Below are 25203 nucleotides of genomic sequence, written 5' to 3' on the forward strand. Positions count from 1 at the left end.
GGGCATCGAAAGGAAGGAAGCCGATGACGACGACCCTGGAAGGCCGCCGCGCGATGGGCGCGGGCCCGCTGAGCACGCGGTTCGACGAGGCGTTCGCGTCCGCCTCCGCGCACCACCGCGACCAACTGCGCAAGGGCTCGCGGGTGCCGTACGTGTCGCACCTGATGAGCGTCAGCGCACTGGTGCTGGAGCACGGCGGCACCGAGGACCAGGCGATCGCCGCCCTGCTGCACGACGCCGTCGAGGACGCCCCTGCCGGCCAGGGGCCGACCGTGCTGCGCGAGATCCAGGAGCAGTTCGGCGACGCCGTGGCCCGGATCGTCGAGGCGTGCTCGGACGGGCTGGACGAGGCAGGCAACCGGACCGGCACCTGGCCGGAGCGCAAGCAGCCGTACGTCGCCGGACTGCGCGACCCGCTGAAGAAGCCGGCCGACGCGCTGCTGGTGACCGCAGCGGACAAGATCCACAACGGCCGCGCCATCGCCGCGGACCTGCGCACGTATGGGCCGGGGTTCTGGGACACGTTCAACGCCTGCGAGCACGAACTGCTCTGGTACTACACGAGCGTCGATGCCGCGATCGCTGACCGCCTGCCCGGCAGCACAATCAGCGCCACCCTGCACCGGGCCGTCGACGAACTCGTCGCGGCAGCCGGCGCAGACCGCAACGAAATTCCGGACGCGATGCCACGCTGCCTCTGCCGGGCGGCTTGATGGCTCGCGCTAACCCGCCGCGGCCAGCCGGCGTCGCAGTCCCGTCGCCCGCTGCACCGGCTGCGCCACCGCCGCGAGGACTGCGGACGCCGAACCGACGACGGTGACCTCATCCTTGGTCCGGGTCACCGCGGTGTAGAGCATCTCCCGGGTCGCCAGGCGCGACGTCGACGGCGGGAGCAGCGCGGTCACCTTCGCGAACTGCGACCCCTGACTCCGGTGCACGGTCAGGGCGCGCATCGGCGCCACCTCACCCAACCGCCCGAGCGGCACTCTCAGCAGCTGCGAGGGAGACCCGAACATCCCGACGAGGCCGCCGTCCTCGGCCACGACGACGCCGGTGTCGCCGTTGAAGAGGTCGTTGTCGTAGTCGTTCGAGAGCACGATCAGCGGCAGGCCGGCGTACCGGCCGTCGCGCCGGATCACGACGTCCTCGCCCCGCGCCAGGAGTGCGTCGGTGATCCAGCGCTCGATCAGCCGCTCCCAGTGCGCCACCCCTCGCGGACCCCGCCGGTGGGCACACATCAGCCGGTGCTCCTCCAGCGCACTCAGGGCCGCTGCCGCATTCCCTGCCCGGGCCGCGTCGATGACCGTCAGGCAGTGCGGCACGACCTCGTCCCGGAGCTGTTCGAGCGGGCTCCCCGTCAGCGGTCCGTCGTCGTCCACCTCAAGGAACCGCACGCCCGCCCGGCCGCTGCGCAGCACGTCCAGCACCGAATCGGAGTCGCCCGACCGGATCGCCGTGGCCAGGTCGGCGATCGATCCGCTGAAGCGGTGCACCTTCGTGAGGACGCCGATGCCGTCACGCAGCTGGGCCACCGCCGACTGCGGCGCCTGGGGCACGCACGCGACGTCGTGGGGTACGACGGCTTTCAATTGGGCGATGCGCGCCGGAGTGCGTGCGCCGGTCACACCATCTGTCAGGTCAGCGAGAACCGCGCCGGCCTCCACGGCGGTCAGCTGGTCGGGGTCCCCGACGACGACCAGCCGGGCCTTCGGGGACAGGGCATCCAGCAGCCGGGCGAACAACGTGAGGGAGATCATCGACGCCTCGTCCACGACGAGCACGTCCACCGGGAGCGGGTTGTCCGGCCCCGGCGCGAACTTGCTCGACCGGTAGCCCATCCGCAGCAGCCGGTGCAGCGTCTTGGCCTGCAGTCCGGCCAGCAGCTCCCGGTCAGCCTGCACGAGCGTCGGGTCGCCCAGCGCCGCCTGCTCCATCGCCTCCGTCATGCGGGCGGCGGCCTTGCCGGTGGGCGCAGCCAGCGCTACCCGCGGCGGCTCACCGGGCGCGGCGAGTTCCCGGAACGCCGCGATGAGCCGCGCCACCGTCGTCGTCTTGCCCGTCCCTGGACCGCCGGCAAGCACGGAGACCCGGGAGAGCGCGCAGACCGCGGCCGCGAGCCGCTGGTCGTCCGCCTCGGCGCCGGGCCACAGCCGGGCGAGCGCCTGCCGCAGCCGCGGCAGGTCCACCTCCGGCGCGTCGGCGGCCCGCCGGCGCAGGTGCTCGGCGACAGCGACCTCCTGCCGCCAGTAGCGGTCCAGCCAGAGGTCGTCGCCCTCCATGCGCAGCGGCCGGCCCTCGGGATCGCCGTTGGCGACGAGCGGGCTGGCGGCGATGGCGGCCCGCCACTCCCCCGGCTCGGGCCAGGGCAGCGCCGCGGTCGCGGCAACCGCGTCCGGAGCCTCGACCGGCGCGGCCGTCCGGTGCGCCTCCGACAGGGTGAGCATGACCGAGCCCTGCCGGGTGCTGCGCACGACGAGCGCCGTGGCCAGCAGCACCCGCGGATCCCGCTCGTCCAGCAACTGCCCCAGCCGCTCGGCCACATGGACGTCGGCGGCATGGAGCACGCCAGCCTCGTTGAACGCGCGGAGCAAATCCGAGGCACGCAGCGCCAGCCGGGCCTCCGGGACGACGGTCATCAGTTTCCTCCCGCGAGCAGGTCCGACAGGTCGACGACGAGCTCGGCGGGCGGATGCCAGGACCAGACGCCGGGCCCCTCCCCCTCGGGCGCCGTGCCCAGCGCTGTGCCGCACATGCCGCGCAGGAAGAGGTACAGGACGCCGCCGAGGTGGCGATCCGGCGCGTAGTCCGGCTGCCGCCACCGCAGGAACCGGTGCAGCGCCACCTCGTAGAGCAGCGCCTGAAGCGGGTAATGCGCGGCGATCATCGCGGCGTCCAGCGCGGCCGGCCGGTAGTGCCAGGCGGTCAGCGGAACCGCCCGGTCGGCGAGCCGGTTGGTCTTGTGGTCGACGACCACGTACCGCGGCGAACCCCCGCGGGGCACCCGCAGCACCGCATCCAGCGAACCGGTCAGGTACCCGCGCAGCGGCTGCTGCGCCAGCTCCGGGGACGCCAGCGCGGCGGCGTAGGGAGTCACCCGGTCGCCGTCGGGCAGCCACTTCGCGAGCAGCGTCCCGATGTGCCCGAGGCGCACATCGCCGACCGGCACATCGCCACCCGCGAGGGTGAGCTCGAAGCCCACCTCCGTGAGGACGTCGCGCGGCCCGATGTCCTGCAGCGGCCGGCCGCCCGCGAGCGGCCCGAGCGGCGTTGCGAGCGCGGGGGCCAGAGCCGCCGCGAGGGTCTCCGGGTCGAGGCCGCCGGTCCGGCCGGCGAGCTGCCGCCGCGCGGCTTCCCGCAGCCGGTCGAGCGGCTGGCCGTCCGAACGGAGCGCGTCCTCCAGGATCGTGTGCACGAGGTCGCCGAACGCCGCGCCGCCGGGCAGGTCGGCCATCGGGGACGGGGTGTCGCGCAGGAGCTGGTCGGCAGCCTGTGCCACGGCCACCTCGACGGTCACCTCCTCCAGCGCGGCGTCGTCCGCCTCGTCGTCCGTGATCTGGACGTCGGACGCAGCGGCGGGCGCGGCCGGCCGGCCGTGCACCGCCCGGGTGAGCCGCGTGTACGACGTGCGTCCCCACCGCCAGTCGAGCTGCTGGGTGAACGTCGCCGCGGTGAGGACGGCGGACTCGGTCACCACCGGACCGGAGGAGGACTCCTCGGCGCCGGCGTCCGCAGCCGTGAAGGGCACGACCTCGATGCCACCGGGCGCCCACGCCACCTGCTGCGCCACCTGGCTCAGGGCGGCTGCGTCTGCGGCGACCGCGACGTTCGCGACCGGGTCGTTGGCGGGATCTGCCGTGAAGAGCAGCCACTGCAGCGGACTCTTCTTGGTCATGGACCCCGGTGCCCACCACAGCACCACTCGGGAGATCGCCCGGGTCGCCGCCACGTAGAGCAGCCGCAGCTCCTCCCCCGCGCAGTCGCGGTCCTCCTCCCCACAGGAAGCGCGATAGTCGCCGTCCGAGCTACCCCCGATGTGCCGCACCCGGCGGTCGTCTGCGTCATGGATCCGCGGCAGCCGCTCGACATTCGGACCGCTGAACGGGTCCCACCCGAACGGCACGAAGACGACGGGGAACTCCAGCCCCTTGCTGGCGTGGATGGTGACGACCTGGACTGCGGCGTCATCGGTCTCCAGCCGCCGCGCCCGCTCCTGGTCCTGGTCGCCGCGTGCCTCCTCGACCCGGGCGCGCAGCCACCCGAGCAGGCCGCTGACGCCGAGCCGCGACCGCACCGCCTCTGCGTGCAGCGCCTCGGCGACATGCCGCAGGTCGGTCAGCGTCCGCTCGCCGTCGGGGCGGCTGAGCAGCCGCTCGAGCACCCCACCGTCCGAGCACGCGGCGGCGAACAGCCCGGCCACGCCGCGACTCGTGAGCACCTCGTTCCAGCCGCGCAGGATGTCGGCCAGCTCGTCGGTGCCGTCGCTGCCCCGCTCGTCGATGCGCGCAGCCGACCAGCCGAACCACGAGGTCAGCGCGAGCCGGCGCACCAGACCGCTGCGGTGCGGCTGCCCCAGCGCCTCGAGCAGCAGCAGCCAGTCCTCGGCGGCGGCGGTGTCGAAGACACTGGAGAGCCCGCTGAGCACCGAGGGAATGCCGCGGGCGGTCAGCGCCTCGCGGACCAGCAGGGCCTGCCTCGCCGTGCGCACGAGCACGGCCAGGTCGCCACACGTCAGCTCCCGGGGCTCGGCCCCGGTCTCCCGTGCGACGACGGTGTGCCCCGCGTCGAGGTAGGCCCGCACCTGCGCGGCGACGTCGGTGGCGACGACCTCGCGTGCCTCGTCGGTCTGGATGCCCCCTCCGCGGACGGTCGACAGACCGTCCCGGGCCAGCATGCGCAGCTGCACCGGAGTGTCGGTGGGCGCGGCCAGCAGCGTGCCGGTGTGTCCGGCGGCGACCGGGCGGACGGCGATCCGCGGGTCGCCGAGGGCGGCGCCCCGGAACAGCGTCTGCAGGCCGTCGAGGACGCGCGGGTCACTGCGGAAGTTCGTGTCGAGGTTGTGGTGGGTGGTGGCCGCCTCGTGCGCCCGCAGGTACGTGCGGATGTCGCCGCCGCGAAAGCCGTAGATGGCCTGCTTCGGGTCGCCGATGAGGACGAGCGTCCGCTCGCCGTGGAAGGCGCGCTCGAAGACCTCCCACTGCACCGGGTCGGTGTCCTGGAATTCGTCGACCAGGACCACCTGGTAGCGGTCGCGCAGCCGGCGCCGGGCTGCCTCCCCCGCCGCCGGGTCGGCGAGCGCGTCCCGCAGCCGGATCAGCAGGTCGTCGAAGCCCTGGACGCGCAGCGCGCGCTTGCGCCGCTCGGTCTCCTCCCGCACCTCCTGCGCGAACCGCACCCGGAACCCGGCGACCGAGTCGGCCGGGGCGCCGGCCGGAGCGAGCAGCGCCTGCGGGTCGTCGAGGGCAGCGGCCTTGGCGACCGCGCGTGCCTTCGCGTGCGGGAAGTCGGTCTGCAGCGCCACGAGCTGAGCGGCCGGGAGTTCGGAGAACAGCCGGAGGTAGACGTCGTCGCAGACCTCGTTGACCAGGTCCTCGAGGTTCTCGCTCAGCGCGGTGCCGTGGTCCACATCGGCCGCGACGCCGAGCCCGCGCAGGGCGTCCTGGCAGAACTGGTGGATGGTGGCGATGGTGGCGGCGTCGTAGTCGGCGACGGCTTCGCTGAGCCGCTGCCGCCGCTGCGCGACCTCGCCGGCGGAGCCCTCGGCGAGCAGCGCGACGACCGGGTCCTTCGAGGCGCGCGCGCCGGCCGGGTCGGCGAGGGCGTCGCGCGTCCGGGTCAGCCGCTGACGGATCCGGCTGCGCAGCTCGCTGGTCGCCGCGCGGCTGAAGGTGACCACGAGGAGCTGATCGAGCCGGGCGGCGCCCTCGGCCACGTACCGGGTGACCAGTGCCGTGATCGTGTACGTCTTGCCGGTGCCGGCACTGGCCTCGAGCAGGGTGGTGCCCGTCGGCAGCGGCCCCCGCAGGTCGACGGGCGTGGGCGCGGCGCTCATCGCTGCTCCTGCTTCTCGTGGGCCAGCAGCTGGTCCCAGACCGCGCGGGCGAGCCGCTCGAAGTCGGTGTCGCCCGGGGTCGTGGCGCCGAAGGCGCCGGGCGGGGCGGTCCACCCCTCGCAGACGTCGAACGGCGCCTCCGCACCCCACACGAGGACGTGCGCGTCGTCGGCGTTGTCGGGGAAGGGCCCGTCGCACCACTTCTTGGCCGCGGCCGCGAGGGCGGTCTCCGGGCTGGTCGGGTCGATGCGCCGCTGCGCGGCATAGCACTCCCCCGTGGTCACCGGCAGCGGGAGCGGCGTGCACAGGCCGACGGACCGCAGGCGCACGAGCTCGGCTAGCGTCGCCCGGGCGTCGTCCCCGAGCGGGTCGAGGGTCACGACGCAGGCGTGGTTGTCCGCACCGCCGACCTTGTTCTTCTCGTGCTGGCCGACGACTACTGCGCGCCACGGCCGGCTCGGATCGGACGCGGTGAGGGCCAGCAGCTGCACCCATGCGCGCAGCCGCTGCTTGGCCCGGATCTTCGAGTACGTGACGGTGAGCAGCGTGTCGCCGTAGACGCCGCGGACGGCGCCCTGCAGGCGCGTGCCGCCGGGCAGGGCGACGTCGACGTCGACCGTCGCCGCGGGGCCGACGCGCACGCCCGTGCACGCGGCGAGCACGCGGTCGACGTCGGCGCAGATGTCGCTGAGCAACCGGTCGCCGACGGGGGACGGCGGCAGCGCCCCGCGGGCCTGCTCGTGCGTCTGCGCCTGCCTCGGGTCGACGTCGCGCAGGACGTCGTGCAGGACCCGGTCCCCCACGCCCCAGCGGGCGAGCGCGTCGAGGTCGACCGGGAGCGCGTCGTCCGGGAACTCGTCGGACGTGGCAAGGCCGACGTCGAGCCGCTGCCGGACGAACTCCTTGGCCGGATGCTGCCAGAACGACACGAGCTGGTCGAGCGGGAGGACGTCGGCGTCGGGCGGCGGCAGCGGCTGATCGAGGAACGCCGGTGCCGGCGTGCGGGGGCCGGCGAGCGCGTTGGCCCCGGCGACCGCCGACGCGTCGAAGGAGAACGGACCGGGCCGTCCCAGCGTGCCGTCGAGGAAGTTGCGGCGGTCGAACGGCTGGAGCGGATGGTGCACGACGACCGCCTCGCGGACCGGCGCGCCGCCGGCGGTCTCGGCAATGGCGTCGAGGGCGTCCAGCAGCTCGCCGATCGGGACGGCCGGCGGCAGCGGCGCACCGGTGCGGACGTCGGCCGCGCAGTAGGTGACGACCAGGTGCTGCTCCGCGGCGCAGAGCGCGTCGAGGAGCAGCTGGCGGTCCTCGCTGCGCGGGTCGCGCTCACCGATTCGGGGCTCCCGCAGCAGCAGGGTGTCGCCGTCGGCGGAGGCGCGGCGCGGAAAGGCGCCGTCGTCCATGCCCAGCAAGCAGACGACCTTGTGCGGCACCGACCGCATGGGCGTCAGGGTGCAGACGGTCAGGCCGCCCTCGCGGAAGCCGGCCGACGTGGGCCGGGGCTCGAGACGCCCGGCGATGAGCGCGGTGAACTCGGCCAGCCCGATCTCCGCCGCGGACCCGGCCGCTGACTCCCGGACCTCGGCCAGCTCGCGGCGCAGGCCGGCGGCCTGCCACGGCTCATCGGCCGGCACGTCGGTGAGCGCCTCGAGCGAGCGCTCCAGCAGATCCAGCCAGGTGGACACGGTCCGTCGGCCGCTCATCTGGCGGACGGCGTCGTCGATCCGGTCGACGAATTCCGCGAACCGGCCGACGAGGTCGATCGACGTGGACTCGACACCCTCCACCGCGAGCGCCGTGCCGCAGAGCCCGCCGTCGGGATCCAGGGCCACGCCCGCGAGCAGCCGGTTCATGCCGGCGCGCCAGGTGCCGTCGGTCACGGCGGCGAGCTGCCAGCGGTCGCGGTGCTCGCCGTCCAGGCCCCAGCGGATGCCGGCGTCGACGGTCCAGGCGCGCAGCCGCTCGAGGTCCTCGTCGTCGAAGCCGAAGCGCAGCCGGATGGGGTCAGCCGCGGCCAGGTCGAGCGCCTGGGTGGCGGGAACCCTCCCGGCGGCCAGGTCGAGGAGGTCGGCGGCCACGCCGAGCAGCGGGTTTACCCGACGCGGGGAGCGGTCGGCCATCGACACCCGGAGGCCGGCGGCCGGGTGGCCGTCGAGGGTGAAGGCGGCGTCGATCAGCGGCGCGTAGGCCTCGACGTCGGGACACATGATGAGCACGTCGCGCGGCTCGAGGGTCGCGTCGTCCTGGAGCAGGCCGGTGATGACCTCGCGCAGCACCTCGACCTGCCGGGCCTTGCCGTGGCAGGCGTGGACCTGCACGGAGCGGTCACCCGTCGTGAGGCGGTGCTTCGTCGTGGGCTGGGAATCGTGGGCCAGCCCGGCCTGCAGGTGCCCGAGCAGCGTCGCCGAGGTCTTGGGTCGAGCGTGGTGATGGTCGGTCGCGCCGGAAATGGCCTGAAGCCGGACTTGCAGCTCGCGGATGTCGCGGGAGAGCGATGCCAGCAGGGGGTTGGTGATCGGCACGGTGAGGTCGGCCCGCTGCCGGCTCTGCGGCTTCGTCTGCCGGACGGCGTCCCACAGCGCGGGGCTGGCCGAGTTGAGCCAGAGGTGGACCTCGCGGTCTGCCGCCAGTGCTTCGAGGACCTGCAGGTTCGCGGCATCGATGCGGCTGACCCCGAAGAAGCTCAGCCGCGCCGGGAGGTCGACGGCGCCGGGGTCGCGGCGGATCGCCGCGCAGGCGTCGTCGATCAGTTCGGCCGGCGAGGGCTGGTCGATCCGCCTGGCCAGACGGCGCCAGAGCTCCGGCTGCCAGTCGAGGTCTGCTGGAGCGCTGCTGTCGCCGGCCGCCCAGCCGCGGATGAGGTCGGGGCGGCCAGCGGCGTAGTGCACGAACAGATCGGTGAGCTTGCGGGCGACGCCGTACCTGCGCTCGCTGAGAGAGCCGTCGTTGGTCGTGAGGTGCCGGCGTAGTGCCGGGCACCAGTCGGCGCCCTCGGAGGGCGTCTCGCGGAGCACCTCGTCGAGGACGTCGAGCATCGACCAGACGGCGCGGCCGGGCCGCCAGGCCTCAACGGCCTCGGCGTGCTGCGGACTGGCCGCGGCGACGGCGCGCAGCAGCAGGTCGTCGGGGCGCGGGAAGTCGACGCGGGCACAGATGCCGTCGCGGTTGCCTCCACTGGCCCCGAGCCGGGAAGCCAGCTGCTGGGTGATCCACCGCTCGAGCCCGCGCGCCGGTACCGCGACGACGTCGCGCTCGAACGGGTCCTCCGGCGGTGTGGCGAGCAGACCGGCGAGCTTCTCGACCAGGATCTGCGCGCTTTCCGAGCGGTGAAGGTGCAGGCCACCGTTGGCCGGTGCGGTCACCGCCACTGGCTCAGCACCGTCAGATCCACCACGTGCATCCCCGTTGACCTCCGTCGTCCTGACCGCGGTCGCTCGCGGCCGCATGGCTGGACTGAGGAGGTATCGGCGGCCTCTGACGCTTACGGGAGTGCTCGGGATGACGCTGCGACGGACTCACGAGATCGGATGAGCCCAGTACACCGAACGGGTGACCATCAGCCACGGATGACTCGTCCGTCGCGCTGGTTACCGCGCTGGACGGCGATGCGCAGACCGCTGGCTAGCTTGTGCCCATGGGGGATGTGCCAGCCGGCCTGTACGAGCACCTGCTGACCAACAGCCTGGAGCGTCGGCTCTCATCCACCGCGGACGACCTTCTGCAACTGGGGGCATTGGATCCGGCCGACTCGCACGACACGCTGACCCGGCACATCGCGCTGTTGGCACACCGGGCGCTCCGAGCGGTCGGTGGCGACGACCAGGCAGCGGTGAGCCGTCAGGTCGAGCTCGCGAACAGCATCGTCAAGGCGATCGGAGCGCTGGCGCCGTCCGTTGCTGACGACCAGGAGTCCATCGTCGAGCCGGCGCAGACGCTGCTCGCTGTCGCCGAGCCCAGCACAGTCCCCGCGCCGGTGGCCTTTCCCGATCGGCCCGCCATCCCCCTGACGTCGAGCGCCCTGCTGGTGAACGGTCCGAAGCAGCCGCGGATCGGCTACGAGGTCGCACGTGAGCTCGCCTCCGCTGACCACGTCGACCTGCTGTGCGCCTTCATCAAGTGGCAAGGCCTGCGGGTCCTCGAGAAGCCCCTCATCGAGCTTCTCCGACGCGGCGGTCGGCTGCGCGTCATCACGACGACCTACATCGGCGCGACCGATCAGCGCGCCATCGACCGGCTGGTCGAGCTGGGCGCCAAAGTAAAGGTCTCGTACGAAACGCGAACCACGCGCCTGCACGCTAAGGCGTGGCTGTTTCGTCGGTCGACCGGGTTGTCGACCGCCTACGTCGGCTCGTCCAACCTCTCCAAGACCGCGCTGACCGACGGGCTCGAGTGGAACGTCCGGCTCTCCAACGTCGAGCAGTCGCATCTGCTCGAGACCTTCGGGGAGACCTTCGAGAGCTACTGGGCGGACCCCTCGTTCGAGACCTACGACCCCAGTCGGGACGGCGATCGACTGCGGGAGGCGCTGAGCGCTGAGCGCGGCGGCCCGATGGACCTGCCGCTCGAGATCACCTCGCTCGACGTCCGGCCCTTCGGCTACCAGCAGGAGATCCTCGACGAGCTCCATGCCGAGCGAGAGATCCACGATCGCTGGCGCAACTTGGTCGTTATGGCGACCGGCACGGGGAAGACGATCGTCTCCGCCCTCGACTATCGACGTCTGCGCGCCGCCGGCAGGGCGGAGACGGTGCTGTTCGTGGCGCACCGGGAAGAGCTGCTGACGCAGAGCCTGTCGACGTTCCGGCACGTGCTCCGGCAGGGCGACTTCGGGGAGCTGTTTGTCGGCGGGCAACGCCCGCGCGAGTGGCGGCACGTGTTCGCGTCGGTGCAGTCGTTGAGCCAGCTCGACTTCGCGGCGCTCGATCCGACGCGGTTCGACCTGGTGGTCGTAGACGAGTTCCACCACGCGATGGCGGCGACCTACCAGCGTCTGCTCGATCACCTGAAGCCCAAGGTGCTGCTCGGGCTGACGGCGACACCGGAGCGCACGGACGGCGCCGACGTGCGAACCTGGTTCGACGGCCACACCGCGATCGAGCTGCGGCTGTGGGAGGCGCTGGAGCAAGGGCTACTGGCGCCGTTCCAGTACTTCGGCATCCACGACGACGTCGCGCTCGACCAGCTGAAGTGGCGCCGCGGCCAGGGCTACGACGTCGCGGAGCTCACCAACGTCTACACCGGCCATGACCGCCGCGTCCGGCTGGTGCTGCAGGCCGTCCGCGACAAGATTCAGGACCCTGGCTGCATGCGCGCGCTGGGCTTCTGCGTGAGCATTCAGCACGCCGAGTACATGGCGCACCGATTCACCGAGGCGGGCATTCCGAGCCGGGCCGTCACCGCGAAGACGAGCCGGGAGGAGCGGGCCGCGGCGCTCGTGGCGCTGCGGGACCAGACGGTGAACGTCCTCTTCACCGTGGACCTGTTCAACGAGGGCATCGATCTGCCCACCGTGGACACCGTGCTGTTCCTGCGGCCGACGGAGAGCGCGACGATCTTCCTGCAGCAACTCGGCCGGGGACTGCGACCGTCCGAGGACAAAGCCGAGCTAACCGTCCTCGACTTCATCGGCGCTCAGCACAAGGAGTTCCGCTTCGACCTGCGCTTCCGAGCGCTGAACGGTGCGACGCGGAGGGGATTGCAGCGCGAGGTGGAGCAGGGCTTCCCGACGCTTCCGGCTGGCTGCCACATCGAGCTCGACCGGGTGGCGCAGGAGCTCGTGCTCAACAACATCAAGCAGTCGCTCAACGTCTCGTGGAAGGGGCTGATCGCTGAGGCGCGGGCTCAGCAAGGCCCCACGATGGCTCAGTTCCTGGAGGAGACCGGGATCGAGGTCGAGGACCTGTACCGCGGCAGCGGTCGCAGCTGGCTCGACTTGCGGCGCGCTGCGGGGTGGGACGACGAGGCTCCCGGGCCGGACGACAAGGCGCTGGGCTCCGCGTTCGGTCGGATGTTGCACATGGACGACGTCGAGCGCCTGCGGTTCGTCCGCAAACTGGCCGAGTCCTCGCGTGGCGCCGGAGGCGGTGGATTCAACGAGCGCCAGCGCCGGCTCGCGGCGATGCTGCACTTCTCGCTCTGGGGCGCTCGGACTCCGTTCAGCAGCGTCGAGGCCAGCCTAGAGCGACTCCTGAGCAACTCCGGGCGAGCGCATGAGCTCGCGGAGCTGGGCGGTGTCCTATTCGACCGCATCCACCGCGTGGCACCTGCTCTGGAGGTCGCCGGTCCCCGCCCCCTGCACGTGCACGCCAGCTACAGCCGAGACGAGGCGCTGGCCGCATTCGGGATGACAGACCTCAATGGAACGTGGGGATCCGGCGTCCGCTGGCTGCCGGGCGATCAGGCGGATGTCTTCTTCGTGACACTGGTGAAGACCGAGGCGCACTTCTCCCCCACCACGATGTACGCCGACCACGCCATCTCCCCGACGCTCTTCCAGTGGGAGTCACAGAACTCGACGGCCGAGCAGTCCCCGACAGGCCAGCGCTACATCCGCCACCGCGAGATGGACACGTCGGTGCACCTGTTCGTCCGCGAGTCCAAGACCGCCGACGGCACCCTCGGCGCACCGCCGTACCTTTACGCCGGGCCGATGAGCTACCTCTCGCACACCGGCGAGCGCCCGATGCGGATCATGTGGCAGCTTCAGCACGCTCTGCCAGCTGACGTCTTCCACGCGGCGAAGGTCGCATGATGCGGCCTTTCAGTGAGGGACCAGTAACCGTTCACGCGTGGGACTGCCGCCCTATCTACGTCCAGTTACTCGGAGACGTCGGAGAGGATTCACAGGTGGACCCACGTGGTTAATGGTCACCCTGATGAGCCGCCCCTCGAACGTTGCCGCTCTGACCGAGCGCGTGGCCGGTTGAGGTTCTGATAAACGCCCCTACGCCTTCTGCCGAGGTCCAGTCGTGCGGGTTGCGCACTCTCGGTCCGCGGTCATCGGTAGGGTTAGAACCGTTAAATGAACGCCTACGGAGGACAGATGCCCGACATCTTCGACAACCTGAAGACTGAGTCTGCGATCGGCCCTGCCCTCAAAAGAGCACTGACCGCATTCGACACCTGCGACATTGCGACCGGCTACTTCGATCTCCGTGGATGGGCGAGTTTCGCCGACATTGTCGATGCCAAGAGCGCGAGCCGCCAGAACGGTGCACCGGCTGCCGTCCGAGTCTTGGTTGGCATGGTGATGCCGGCCGACTCGTCGGCGATGCTCTCAGCCTTACAGGACGTCGTGCAACCGCCGCCCTACGGCTCCGATATCAACGACATGCCGAAGGCGCAGGCTGCCAAGGAGTCCCTCGTCAAGCACTTGCGCACCCAGCTCATGCGCGGGCTGCCGTCGGAGGCTGAGCAGAAGACGCTCCAGCAACTCAAGGCGCAGCTAACGTCGGGTGCGGTCGAGATGAAGGTCTTTACCACCGCACCACTGCACGGCAAGACCTACATTTTCCACGCACCGGGCAATGTCTTCGCGCAGCGAAGGGCGTACGTCGGCTCGTCGAACATGACGAACGCAGGCTTGTACAGGAACCTTGAACTCAACATCGACGTCACCGACAACGACGCCACCGAGAAGCTCTCCGGCTGGTTCACGGACCGCTGGAACGACGTCTTCTCTCTCCCCATCACCAAGGAGATCATCGAGCTCATCGAGGAGTCCTGGGCATCGGAGACCCAGCCAACTCCCTATGAGGTCTACCTCAAGGTCTGCCACGCGCTGTCCGAAGACGCACGAGAGGGCATGGGGTACGTCCTGCCCCCGTCGATCGAGAACCTCCTCCTCGACTACCAGACCACAGCCGTTCGAACGCTCGCCCGCCGCATCGTGCGCCGGGGCGGCACGATGCTGGGCGACGTCGTCGGTCTCGGCAAGACACTCACCGCGATCGCCACCGCGCTGATGCTCGAAGCCGCCGAGGACTACACGACCCTCGTACTGTGCCCGAAAAACCTGGAGCACATGTGGGAGGAGCACCTGGAGAAGTACGGCCTTGTCGGTGCCCGGGTGATTCCCTACTCGATGGCCGACAAGAAGCTCCCAGAGCTCAAGCGCTTCCACCTCGTCATCTGCGACGAGTCGCACAACCTTCGGAACAACACTACTAAGGCTTCCGAGGCGATCAAGGACTACGTCCGCCGCAACGGCTCCAAGGTCCTGCTCCTCACCGCGACTCCTTACAACCTCGCGTTCGCCGACGTCGCCAACCAGATCGGCCTCTACATCGAGGACGACGACGACCTCGGGATCCAGCCCACGGCCGCGATGGCGAAGGACCCAACGCTGATCGACAAGGTCGACGGCAAGATCACCACCCTTGCCGCCTTCCGCCGCTCCGAGGAGCCGGAGGACTGGAAGCGCCTGATGAGCGACCACCTCGTCCGACGCACTCGCTCGTTCATCAAGCGCACGGCGATGAGGGAGGCGGTCACACTCCCGGGCGGCAGGATCGTGGAGCGTGAGTACCTGGAGTTCGCGAACGGCACGCGGTTCCACTTCCCGACGCGTGTGCCTAGCCCGCTGTGGCATGAGTTCGCCGACGACGACCCAGCCCGTCTCATGGAGGACGACAGCACTCTCGACGCGGTTCGTGACCTCACGCTGCCGCGCTACCGGCTTGCCGACTACGACGATCCGAAGGCACCGCACAGTGAGTCCGACACGAGGATCCTCGCCGACATCCGCTCAGGGCGCGGCAACGTCAGCGGGTTCGTCCGGATCGGCCTTTTCAAGCGCCTATCGTCGTCAGGGCACTCCTTCATCCTGAGTCTTCAGCGCCAGCGCGCCCGCAATGAGCTCTTTATCTACGCGATCGACAACGGCCTCGACGTGCCGATCGGCAGCTTCAGCGAGCACCAGTTCATGGTCACTGACGAGGACGTCGAAGAAGGTCAGGAAGGCTACGGGAGTCTGGAGTCGCAGTACAAGGAACTCCGGCGCCGCCTTCCCGCATCGACGAAGTGGTTGAGTGCCCAGGTCTTCAAGAAGACGCTGTACAAGGATCTCGAACGGGACAACCGCATCATCACCGATCTGCTCGACAGCTTCGGCACCTGGGACCCGGCCAAGGACTCCAAGATCGACGCCCTCGTCGACCTGCTCCGCGGCAAGCACAAGGGCGACAAGGTGCTCGTCTTCACTGAATATGCCGACACCGCTGTCTACGTCGCTGAGGCACTCAAGGCAGCAGGGATCGCCAACGTTGGCCTCGCCTCCGGCGACTCTGAAGATCCATCGGCCCTGGCGCGTCGATTCTCGCCCGAGAGCAACAAGCTTCCGGGGGACGAGGAAGACGCAACTCCGGTGGACGATCCGATCGACGTCCTCGTCGCCACCGACGTCCTGTCCGAAGGCCAGAATCTCCAGGACTCCCACGTCGTGGTCAACTACGACCTCCCGTGGGCGATCATCCGGATCATCCAGCGGGCCGGTCGTGTCGACCGTGTTGGCCAGAGGTCCGACACCGTCAACATCTACCTGATCTCGCACAAGAAGGTCGAGAACGCGATTCAGCTTCGCCAGCGAATCCGTCGCCGCCTCGGCGACAACGCGGCCGCCTTCGGTTCCGACGAGCGCTTCTTCGGGGACGACAAGGAAGTCAATCTCCTTGACGACCTCTATAAGGGCATCGTCCCGGGCGAGGAGGAGCTGGAGCAGGACGAAGGCGAGGCCGACGCAGTGAGCGAGGCATGGCTCGTCTGGTCGAGCGTCAAGGAGCACAAGCCCGAGCTCGCAGCCAGGGTGCTCAAGATGCAGGACATGCTCCACAGCACTCGCGACCCTTACGACCATGAGACCAAATCCGGAATCACGACCTTCGCCAGCACCTCCTCGGGCATCGACGCGTTCGCTGCGTCGTTCGACAACGGTGACGGCGACCCCGTCGAGCGACTGCTCACTCCACTGGAGGCGCTGCACATCTTCCGCGCCCAGGAGTCGACGCCGGCGGCGCCGCTGCGTGAAGACCACTTCGCCCGTGAGACAGAGCTGATTAAGGAGAAGCTGACGACCGAGATCGTCACGGCCGGCAATCTTAAGGGCGCACGCAAGTGGGCTGTCGAACGCCTCGGCGGGACCATCTTCGGCGCCGACGCCAGCCATGCGCTCGCTGCCATGAACGACCGCCCCCTTACGGAGTACGCCAACATCCGGCTCCGCCAGGCGCGTCGTGCGAAGTACTCCGACCAGGACCTCGCTGACTTGGTCAAACAGCTTCACGACGAGGAGCGCCTCGTCATAGGAACCACTGAGAAGGATGAGATCAAGATCGTGTGCTCGATCGGGGTGACCCCGCGATGACGGACAACCTCATCGCCAGGGCCGAGGAAGGCAAGTACGGCGACCTGTTCCGCCTCGACCTGTTCTGGGGCGCACCGAACCACCCGCCCATCGAGGTCGAGCTGGGTGACGGTTCCAAGCTCACCGCTACCAACGTCTCTTCCTACCAAGGCGTCCGCGTCTGGGAGGTCCCGGCGTTGCCCGGCTCAGCCGCTGAGGCCAAGATCGACCTGGCCATCGCGAAGACCTCGACAAACCGCCTCGTGATCTTCCACGACGGAGACAAACAGGTCTGGCGCTGGCCGTCCCGCACCACCAAGGGCTCCGGCGTCATCTCGCGCCCCGCCCGTCACCTCCACCAGGCCGGGAGCAACGACCCAAAGTTCGTTGCGAAACTCGACGCCATCCGGCTCCCCACGGACGTCCAGATCGATGTCAACGAGTTGCTCTCCCGCGTCCGCGGCGCCTTCGATGTCGAGACCAAGCACGAGACCAAGCGCGCATCCAAGCTCATGGCCCAGATGTACGCCGCCGTGGAGAAGGGGTACGCGCCGGGCGTCGACCCGAGGAAGCGCGATCACGAGATCTCGGTAACCCTGGCACGTGTCCTGTTCCTCCTGTTCGGCGACGACACCGAGATGTGGAAGGACCCATCCGGGCAGCCGCTGCCTGACCTCTTCCAGGACTTCATCAAGGACCACACGGCGCGCGACGGGTCGGACATCGCGGCTCGACTCAACGCACTCTTTCACACCCTCGACATGGCCCCCGGTGACCGCACGGGCCTCCCGCCCGGGCTGGCGGCATTCCCCTACGTCAATGGCGGCATCTTCGACGAGAACATCTCGCTACCGGCCCTCGACAATGACTTCCGCAAGGCCATTTTAGACGCGAGCGCGGTCGACTGGTCAACGATCAGCCCGGCCATCTTCGGGTCGATGTTCCAGTCCGTTCGCGACGCGCAGACTCGACGCGAGCTCGGTGAGCACTACACGTCTGAGGAGAACATTCTCAAGACGCTCAACCCGCTCTTCCTGGATGAACTGCGCGCGGAGTTCATCGCTGCTCTTGCGAGGGATACTCCGCAGAAACGCGTTAACGCGCTCAACGTTCTATGGAAGAAACTCGGCGAGATCCGCTACATGGACCCGGCTTGCGGCTGCGGCAACTTCATTATTGTGGCTTACCGAGAACTTCGGGCGCTTGAGCTGGACATAATAGAGGCGCTCGCCAACAACCAACAGGGCGAGGGTGCCGTCACCCTCGACGCTGACTGGACCGGCCTTCTCAAGGTCACGCTTGACCACTTCTTTGGAATCGAGATTGACGAGTGGCCCGCGCGTATCGCCGAGACGGCAATGTTCCTGATCGACCGACAGTCAGACCTCAAGATGAAGGAGCGCTTCGGGCTGGCCCCCGAGCGGCTCCCCATTCAGAAGTCGGCGAAAATCGTCGTTGGAAATGCACTTCGGACGGACTGGCAGCAGGTCTGTCCACGCACTACGGGCGTTGTTATTGCCGGGAATCCGCCGTTCCTAGGGCACGCCACGCGAAGCCCTGCGCAAGCACAGGAACTTCGCGACGCCTGGGGCACGGATGACATTAGTCGCCTTGACTACGTCACTGGATGGCATGCAAAAGCATTGGCATACTTCGGCAACCAGCCGGGCCTCTGGGCATTTGTTACCACGAACTCGATCACACAGGGAGACCCCGTCCCCCACCTCTTCGGTCCGATCTTCGATGCTGGTTGGGACATCAAATTCGCCCATCGCACATTCCCCTGGACCTCGGAGGCGGCGGGCAAGGCGGCGGTCCATTGCGTCATCGTGGGATTCGCTCGACAAGTCACGAAACCCCTCCTGTATGACGCCTCCGCTTGGGGGGCCGAGCCCCGCCGCGTCAGTCAGGTCAACGGCTATCTCGTAGATGCACCTCGTGTGTTCGTCGTGAAGCGCACGAAACCACTAGCTGAGGGCCTCCCAGAAGCGACTTTTGGGAACATGCCTCGGGACGACGGAAACCTCGTTGTGACAGCCGAGCAGCTTGCGGAGGTTCTCGCGGACCCCATCGCTACGAAGTTTCTCAGGCCGTTCATGGGGTCTGAGGAGTTGCTCCACAGCAGGGAGCGATGGTGCTTGTGGCTCACTGACGCCTCGGCAGCCGAAATCAAGTCGAGTCCGGTGCTCAAGAGCCGTACGGAAGCCGTCCGGGAGTTCCGACTAGACAGCAGCGCTGCGAGTACAAGAGGAATGGCGGTGACGCCGCACCTCTTCGGACAGCGCCCAGCGCTTTACAAGAAGCCCTACGTGATCATTCCGCGCGTCACGAGCGAGCTCCGACCATACTTTCCTGTGCGCCATGTTCCGGCCGAGGTCATCGCCAGCGACGCCACCTTCACCGCTGCAGACGCGGACGGTTTCCTGTTCGGTGTCATCAGTTCGGCCATGTTCCTCGCGTGGCAAAGGGCGGTGGGTGGGCGACTTGAGTCGCGCCTGCGCTTCTCGAACACGATCGTGTGGAACAACTTTCCATTGCCGTCGATTTCCTTAGACGATCGGGCCAGGGTGATTGAAGCAGGCAAGGGTGTGATCTCGGCGCGAGACGCTTTCCCGTCACACTCGCTTGCCGCTCTGTACCAACCCTCCTCGCTTCCGGCAGAGCTTGAGTCGGCCCACGCTGTCCTTGACGGCGCCGTCGACGGCCTCTTCGGATTGGCTCCCGACAAAGCTGACGAAGAGTCTCGACAGGCGGTGCTCTTCAGTGGGTACGCGAGACTTGATGCCAGGCTGCTGGCCGCCTCGGCGAAGGCCAAGGTGGGTCAGCGATGAGCAGGTTTCAAGTCGGCGCGGCCACACTTCTGGTCCCGGACCAAGGAGGACACGAGCTCCAGGTCACCGACTTCGGAGGCGAGACCCACGACGCCTGGGAGATGCCTGCGGTCGTGGCTGCTCCGGATGGCCTCCTCATGGAGATCGCCTATCAGCGGTGGGACGGCGCTGGTGCCGTCGTCGCGCTCAGCCGGGGCGACAGTGCACCCGCGTACGACCGTCTCCTGCGCGGTGAGCGGCTCTCGGTGAAGGCACGCGAGGACGGTGCCGAGCATGTCGTCGCCGATCTGCTCCAGTGGGACCCGACAGAGGGGCCGAACGGTTGGGGCAGCGCGAAGAAGGCAACACCCGCAGAGCTCGACTCGACGCTGGGTCGGTCCGCCGAGACCTTGTTCTTCGAGGCGGGGGCACTCGACTTTGGCACGAGGGCCGAAGTACTTGGTGACAAGAGCAACGCCTATAAGAACAGGCTCGCTGTCGTTTTCCCGGGCTACGAGGCGCTCGGACCGCTCGCGGTCTACGTACTGACTCGCGTGCTGCCGATTGTGAAGGCAAGGCTCGCGTCATGATTCCCCGCGTAGGAACAGCACTCCCGGTCGATGGCTCGTTCGGCGAGGTCATCAAGGGCACCCAGACGATGCTCCGCGCATTCGGATGGGACCTCGGCAAGCTTTACGACGACAAGATACGCCCACAGTTTGGCGACGACTGGCTGAGGCAGCTCGTCGAGGCGCGCAAGCAGCAGTTCCCCGAGGTGTCGATGTACAGGAGAGTTCCGAACCTCTGGGACCCGAACTTTTGCGTGCATGAGCCCGCGAAGAACATGGACTCACCGCTGAAGGAATGTCTCGGGCCGATGCCTCTCGACCTTTGGAGCAAGTTCAAGAGCATCGCCATCAAGTTCCGCAACCGCGAGCAGCACTTCGACGAGGTGCCCGCGCTCGAAACGCTGCGCGCAGACGCGGAGTTGATTCGTGACGTCGCATCGTTTCTTGGACTTCCCGTCGCTGACGAGGCCACCCAGCTCATCGCGCGAGTCGATGACCTCAAGGGTGGCGCGGTTTTCGGTGGTGCGCCTGACGAGATGCTGTCCCAGCTTGCGAAGGAGCTTAACGAGTATCGGGCCAAGCACAGGGCACAGGCGGTGGAGGTTGCCAAGGCCCGCGCGGCGGGTGAAGCAGCGAAGGCCGACGCTGAAGCAGCCGCGAACGAGCTGGCTATCATGGCAGAAACGATCGCCGGCCTCGAGGCGGCGTTAGAAGCACAGCGCAACGCCCAACGGCGCAGCTTCACCGAGGAGTATCTCGACCTTGCGGTAGGTGACGTCTGGCCCGCAGCGCCGCCGGCACGCATCCTGCGCCTGCTCGGCCACGTCCGCGACCTTTACGACCCGGCCACGACCGATCTGCTGTCGAACGAGTACGGCGAAATCGCGGTCAAGGCCGCTGAACGGTGGCGCGAGTTCCTCCCGCACGGCGGCAACGTTCACCTCACCCGCGTCGGCCAGGCCGTTGCCCTGGTGAACGGAACTTGGACCTATCTCGGCTCACTCGACGACTGGTGTGCCGAAGAGTTTCTCGACGAGGTGGTGTGAGTGGAAGCCAAGACCTGGACGCTCGGGGAAATTCTCAAGCCTGAGCGCCGATACATCATCCCGACATTCCAGCGCAGCTACGAGTGGACTGAAGAGAAGCAGTGGCGCCTGCTCTTTGCAGATCTGGTGGCCACAGCGGACAGACTTTTCCAGCGGCGTCTGTTCGCCAAGGTGACCGAGTCGCAGCCAGACGAGGCGTCGGTCTCGCCGCACTTTCTCGGGGCAATTGTCTGCGATTCCTTGCCGTACCCGGCGGGAGGCGTCGCCCTTAGGTCCGTTATCGACGGTCAGCAGCGACTGACCACCCTTCAGCTCCTGCTTCGCGGGCTTCTCGATGTCGTGCAGGAAGAGGACGTCGATGGTGAGCTGAAGGGCAAGGCCAAGTCCCTGTCGAAGATGATCAGCAACGACGAGGACAGCGGCGCTTTCCCTGAGGACGTCTACAAGTTGTGGCCCCGCAGGGACGACCGGGTGTTGTGGCCCATGGTCATCTCCGATGACGTTCCGGCGTACGGCAAGAGCGATCACCTGCACCTACAGGCTCGCCGTTACTTCGCCGACGCCACTCGCGAGTCGCTCAGCGAAGCCGTCGCGGAGGAGCGAGTCGAACGAGTTCGCTCCCTCGTGGACGCCGCCGACACGCTCTTCAAGCTCGTCGTCATCGACCTGGAGAAGAACGACGACGCCCAGGTCATCTTCGAGGTGCTCAACGGTCGACAGACACCACTCTCGGCGTCCGACCTCGTCAAAAACCTGATCTTCCTCCGTGCCGAGTTCGCGAAGGCCGAGCACCTCGATGAGATGTACGACCGGTACTGGGCTGGATTCGACGACCCGTGGTGGAAGAAGACGGTCGGCACCGGCCACGCCGCGCGCGGCCAGCGCGACGTACTCCTGTCCGTCTGGCTCACGGCCACCACCGCGACAGACGTGTCGGTCGGGAATCTCTACGGCGAGGTACGGGCCTATCTCGATCAGGAGAAGCCGAAGACCGAGGAACTGCTTGCCAGCCTCAAGGCATTCGCCGAGGCGTACCAAGAGGTCTATGCCGAGCGCCACGTTGCCGACGAGGTGCTGCGTCAGGCGTACGACCATCTGATCAAGCTCGGCAACCTGACGGCCATACCACTCCTGACCTGGCTCCGAACCCTCCCCGAGGCGTTTCTCGGTGCAGATGAGCATCGTGAGGCAGTGCAGGCTGTCGAGTCGTTCACCGTACGAAGGATGATCGCGGGCTCTGGTTGGGGCACGCGCAACTACGGTCAGATCTTCGTGAAGGTCATGGCCGACGCCAAGGCCGCCACACAGGGCGGCGTGCGTGACGCCGTCGTCGCCGCGCTCCACGGAGCTGGCTGGCCGACCGATGACGAGCTGCGCACCGCCATGCTCGGCAACAACTTCTACGGACAGAACCAGAAGCGCCAGCGCCTGGTCCTTGGAGCGATCGACAGTCGCCTCCGCGCCGACGACCCGAAGCAGGCGCCGGCCGCCGTGGACTACAGCAAGCTCCAGATCGAGCACGTCCTGCCCGACAAATGGGAAAAGTACTGGCCGCTGGCCGAGTCGCTCGATGAAGTCGAACGGATCAAGGCGAAAGACGCACGAAACCTCGCCAAGAACACGATCGGCAACCTGACCCTGGTGACTCAGCACTTCAACGGCTCGGTCTCCAACCTTGGTTGGGCCGACAAGCAGCTGGAGTTCGCAAAGCAGAGCTCCATCCTTCTCAACCTCGACATCGCCGCTGTGTTGCAGTGGGGAGAGGTCTCGATCGAGGAGCGGGGGCGTGCACTCGCTGCAGTTGCAGCGAAGGCCTGGCCCTCGGCGGAGGCGCTCGGCTTCGTCGCGTCGACTCTCGAGTCAGCGGACGGAGCGCCTAATGTCGGGTGAAATCGAACTGGTCGGTGACGGCGAAGGTGTCGTGGTCGCGGGAGATCCGTCGGCTGTCGAAGGATTCCTGGTGCATGCCGGTCTCCTGGAGCAGGCTCAGCAGTTCGACCTAGGCAGGCTTAGCACGGTTCTCAAGGCCGGAGCTGACACCGTCACAACTGTCTCCGCCATCGTCGAACAGTCCGCGATGTACCTGAAGCTGACGCCCGAGTCGGCGCAGCGGCTCAAGGACGCGGGCGGTCTCATGAAGACCAAGACCAAGGGCATCAGCCACGCCATGCTCGGGGAGAAGGGCAAGAAGTCGCTCAAGTGGCTCCAGGTGGAAGACGGTCCGAGGTCCCTGTTGTCGAACCCTGCCGTGCTCTCCGGCGTGGGCGGCCTCATGAGTCAGTTCGCTCAGCAGTCCGAGGCACAGGAGCTGAGAGCACTGCTCCTTCGCATCGACAAGAAGCTCGACGATGTGCGTCGTGCACAGCGGGACACTGTGCTCGCCAAGATGATGAGCGCAGCCGCAGCTATCGACGAAGCCATGACCATCCGTGCACAGGGTGGCGACCCGAAGACGCTGTGGGACAAGGTCAGCGGGGTATCGGAGACCATCCTCAACGTGCAGGAGGAGGCGCTCCTTGCGCTACGCGCACTCGCCGACAGGGTCGAGAGCCAGACCAAGGCCAGCGAGTTGAAGCGGGAGGTCCAGGAGATCGAGCGGGAGGCTGCGGTCCAACTCGCGATTCTCGCCCGCTGCTTCGAGCTGCAAGATGAGTTCCGCGTGGTTGAGCTGGACCATGTTTTTGCTACGGCGCCGGAGAACCTTGGAGGTCACCGGCTTGGCGTCGCAGTTGCACGGGAGAAGCGGCGAGCAGCTGTGATCGAGAGCACGAGGCGCCTAATGTCGCGGTTGGATGGGGCAGGCGGAACCGCGAACGAGAACATCCTCCTCCACGCGCGCGCCGCGCGCTCCGTGATCGACTCCCTCAACGCCACGGCAGCGATCGTCGACGACTTTCACACCCCTCTAGGGATCAAGTCTGACCGCAGTCCGCTGGATGCGATCAAGTGGCGTGAGGCCTTGCGCGATCCTCAGCAGAGGCGGACCGCCGGCAAGGAAGCTGGTCAGAAGGCGCTGGTGGCCGGTGGCACCATCGCCGCCGTCGCGGCCTCCGGCTACGCGGTGGTCTCGAAGAACGGGTCCAAGCCCAGCTCGTAGCAAGGGTGCGCACATCAGGAGATATGCGATTGCGGAGCGCGGACCTCCTCGCCGAGGTCGGGCCGGCCGCCCAGTGCATCCCGCAGTTTGGGCTCGGCCCGAGTGGTGCGCTGATCCGACGACGCGTACAGGCAGACGCGGGCCAACAACTGGGCGACCCGGTCAAGATGGGTGCCGGAGGTGACTCCCGCTCGTCCGCCACACGTCCGAGCCACCTCGGGCGGCCTGGCGGATGGCCGCCTCGTCGCGGCTTGTCCAGTAGGCCAGTAGGGCGTCGTGGACTTGCGCTTCCTGCTCGGGTGTCACTTGCTCTCCATTCGGTCGCGCCGAGCAAGCAGCTGCTCGCCGTCGCCGCCGAGGAGCGGCGCACCCGCGAGCAGTTCGTCCTCCTCGACGAGCAGAAGGTGGCGTTCGATCTCGTCCTGCACGAGGTGGAGAAAGTCGTCCTGTACGAGGTGGAGAAAGCCCGAATGAGCGGCCACAAGAGCTCGTCATCGTAATCGGCGGCCCGGGCAACGGGAGTGTCATCGAACTCTTCCTGCTCGGCGAGCTGGTCCGCCGCGGGATCCGGGTGGCGCACGCGACCGGCTCCCGGTCGTTTGCCCAGACGCTGCGCAAGGTGGCCGGCCACCGCGCGCCACGCACCGCGGCGCTGTTCCGCTACTTCAACCAGTTCATGGACGCCGACCCCAACGGCCTCGACGTCCTCATCGTCGACGAGGCGCACCGCCTGCGCGAGACATCGGCCAACCGCTGGGCCAAGGCGGACCTCCGAACCGGCAAGCGGCAGGTCGACGAGCTCATCGACGCCGCCCGAGTGCCGGTGTTCCTGCTCGACCAGGACCGGACCTCGCCGTCGCCCACCTGCGGGTCCCCGAACAGGTCTGACGGCTTCGCGGCCTGAGGAGATGCGCCAGTAGCGTCGACACATGGCGATCGACCCCCGCAGTGCGGACCTCAAGCGCTTCCTCAAGGAGGACCCCGGCGGTCCCGTCGTCATGCTCAACCTGCTCCGCTTCGCCGAGGGCGGCCGCGAGTCCTACGACCAGTACGCCCAGGCCCTCTCCGAGACCTTTCTCCCCCGCTACGGCGGCGAGGTCCTCTACGCCGGCGACGGCGGCACACCGCTCGTCGCCGAGCAGGGCCAGGACTGGGACGCCGTCCTGCTCGTCCGCTATCCCTCCCGCGAGGCGTTCAGCCGCATGGTCGCCGACCCCGAGTACCAGCAGGTCACGCACCTGCGCACCCAGGCGCTCACCGAGGCCGTCCTCGAGCCGACCACCCCCTGGTAGC

The 25203-nt window shown here is 68.3% G+C and carries 14 protein-coding genes; 11 read left to right on the plus strand and 3 right to left on the minus strand.

Annotated features, from left to right (window positions below):
• The first annotated feature begins 23 nt into the window (after window positions 1–23).
• Window positions 24–713 (plus strand): HD domain-containing protein, encoded by a 690-nt coding sequence (locus tag AB3388_RS19715; RefSeq protein ID WP_495407013.1) that lies wholly within the window; start codon window positions 24–26, stop codon window positions 711–713.
• Between the two features lie 9 nt (window positions 714–722).
• Here the strand turns inward: AB3388_RS19715 and recD are convergent, their stop codons facing one another.
• From recD to recC, 3 genes are read right to left on the minus strand one after another with little or no spacing between them, the layout of a single operon-like run.
• Window positions 723–2636, minus strand: coding sequence for an exodeoxyribonuclease V subunit alpha (gene recD, locus AB3388_RS19720; protein WP_495407014.1), 1914 nt, complete (start codon window positions 2634–2636; stop codon window positions 723–725).
• Window positions 2636–6049, minus strand: a complete 3414-nt coding sequence (locus AB3388_RS19725) for a UvrD-helicase domain-containing protein (protein WP_495407015.1) — start codon at window positions 6047–6049, stop codon at window positions 2636–2638. The genes recD and AB3388_RS19725 overlap by 1 nt, the downstream gene beginning before the upstream one ends.
• Window positions 6046–9411, minus strand: a complete 3366-nt coding sequence (gene recC, locus AB3388_RS19730) for an exodeoxyribonuclease V subunit gamma (RefSeq protein WP_495407016.1) — start codon at window positions 9409–9411, stop codon at window positions 6046–6048. Before recC ends, AB3388_RS19725 begins: the two co-directional genes overlap by 4 nt.
• A gap of 272 nt (window positions 9412–9683) precedes the next feature.
• Here recC and AB3388_RS19735 point away from each other — a divergent pair, with 272 nt between their 5' ends.
• The 10 genes from AB3388_RS19735 (at window position 9684) to AB3388_RS19780 (ending at window position 25202) form a co-directional block, all read left to right on the plus strand.
• A complete protein-coding gene (locus AB3388_RS19735; RefSeq protein ID WP_495407017.1) occupies window positions 9684–12800 on the plus strand; it encodes a DEAD/DEAH box helicase in 3117 nt (1038 codons plus the stop codon).
• A gap of 291 nt (window positions 12801–13091) precedes the next feature.
• The gene (locus AB3388_RS19740) at window positions 13092–16409 is read left to right on the plus strand and encodes a helicase-related protein (RefSeq protein ID WP_495407018.1); all 3318 of its coding nucleotides are present in this window, start codon (window positions 13092–13094) and stop codon (window positions 16407–16409) included.
• Window positions 16406–19219 carry a class I SAM-dependent DNA methyltransferase gene (locus AB3388_RS19745; RefSeq protein ID WP_495407019.1) on the plus strand — a complete coding sequence of 938 codons (2814 nt, stop codon included), beginning with the start codon at window positions 16406–16408 and terminating at the stop codon, window positions 19217–19219. The genes AB3388_RS19740 and AB3388_RS19745 overlap by 4 nt, the downstream gene beginning before the upstream one ends.
• Window positions 19216–19788 (plus strand): hypothetical protein, encoded by a 573-nt coding sequence (locus tag AB3388_RS19750; RefSeq protein ID WP_495407020.1) that lies wholly within the window; start codon window positions 19216–19218, stop codon window positions 19786–19788. The genes AB3388_RS19745 and AB3388_RS19750 overlap by 4 nt, the downstream gene beginning before the upstream one ends.
• Complete coding sequence (locus AB3388_RS19755; RefSeq protein WP_495407021.1) at window positions 19785–20813, plus strand: hypothetical protein; 1029 nt, start codon at window positions 19785–19787, stop codon at window positions 20811–20813. The genes AB3388_RS19750 and AB3388_RS19755 overlap by 4 nt, the downstream gene beginning before the upstream one ends.
• Window positions 20814–22703, plus strand: coding sequence for a DUF262 domain-containing protein (locus tag AB3388_RS19760; protein ID WP_495407022.1), 1890 nt, complete (start codon window positions 20814–20816; stop codon window positions 22701–22703).
• The gene (locus AB3388_RS19765; protein WP_495407023.1) at window positions 22693–23910 is read left to right on the plus strand and encodes a hypothetical protein; all 1218 of its coding nucleotides are present in this window, start codon (window positions 22693–22695) and stop codon (window positions 23908–23910) included. Before AB3388_RS19760 ends, AB3388_RS19765 begins: the two co-directional genes overlap by 11 nt.
• Before the next feature lie 299 nt (window positions 23911–24209).
• Entirely contained in the window at window positions 24210–24410 is a 201-nt protein-coding gene (locus tag AB3388_RS19770) for a hypothetical protein (protein ID WP_495407024.1), read from the plus strand.
• A 38-nt stretch (window positions 24411–24448) separates the two neighbouring features.
• Window positions 24449–24814, plus strand: coding sequence for a DNA/RNA helicase domain-containing protein (locus AB3388_RS19775; protein ID WP_495411475.1), 366 nt, complete (start codon window positions 24449–24451; stop codon window positions 24812–24814).
• Between the two features lie 25 nt (window positions 24815–24839).
• On the plus strand, window positions 24840–25202 hold the full coding sequence (locus AB3388_RS19780; protein ID WP_495407025.1) for a DUF1330 domain-containing protein: 363 nt from the start codon (window positions 24840–24842) through the stop codon (window positions 25200–25202).
• Window position 25203 lies beyond the last annotated feature (1 nt).

The organism is Geodermatophilus sp. SMS 5-13 (assembly GCF_059428245.1).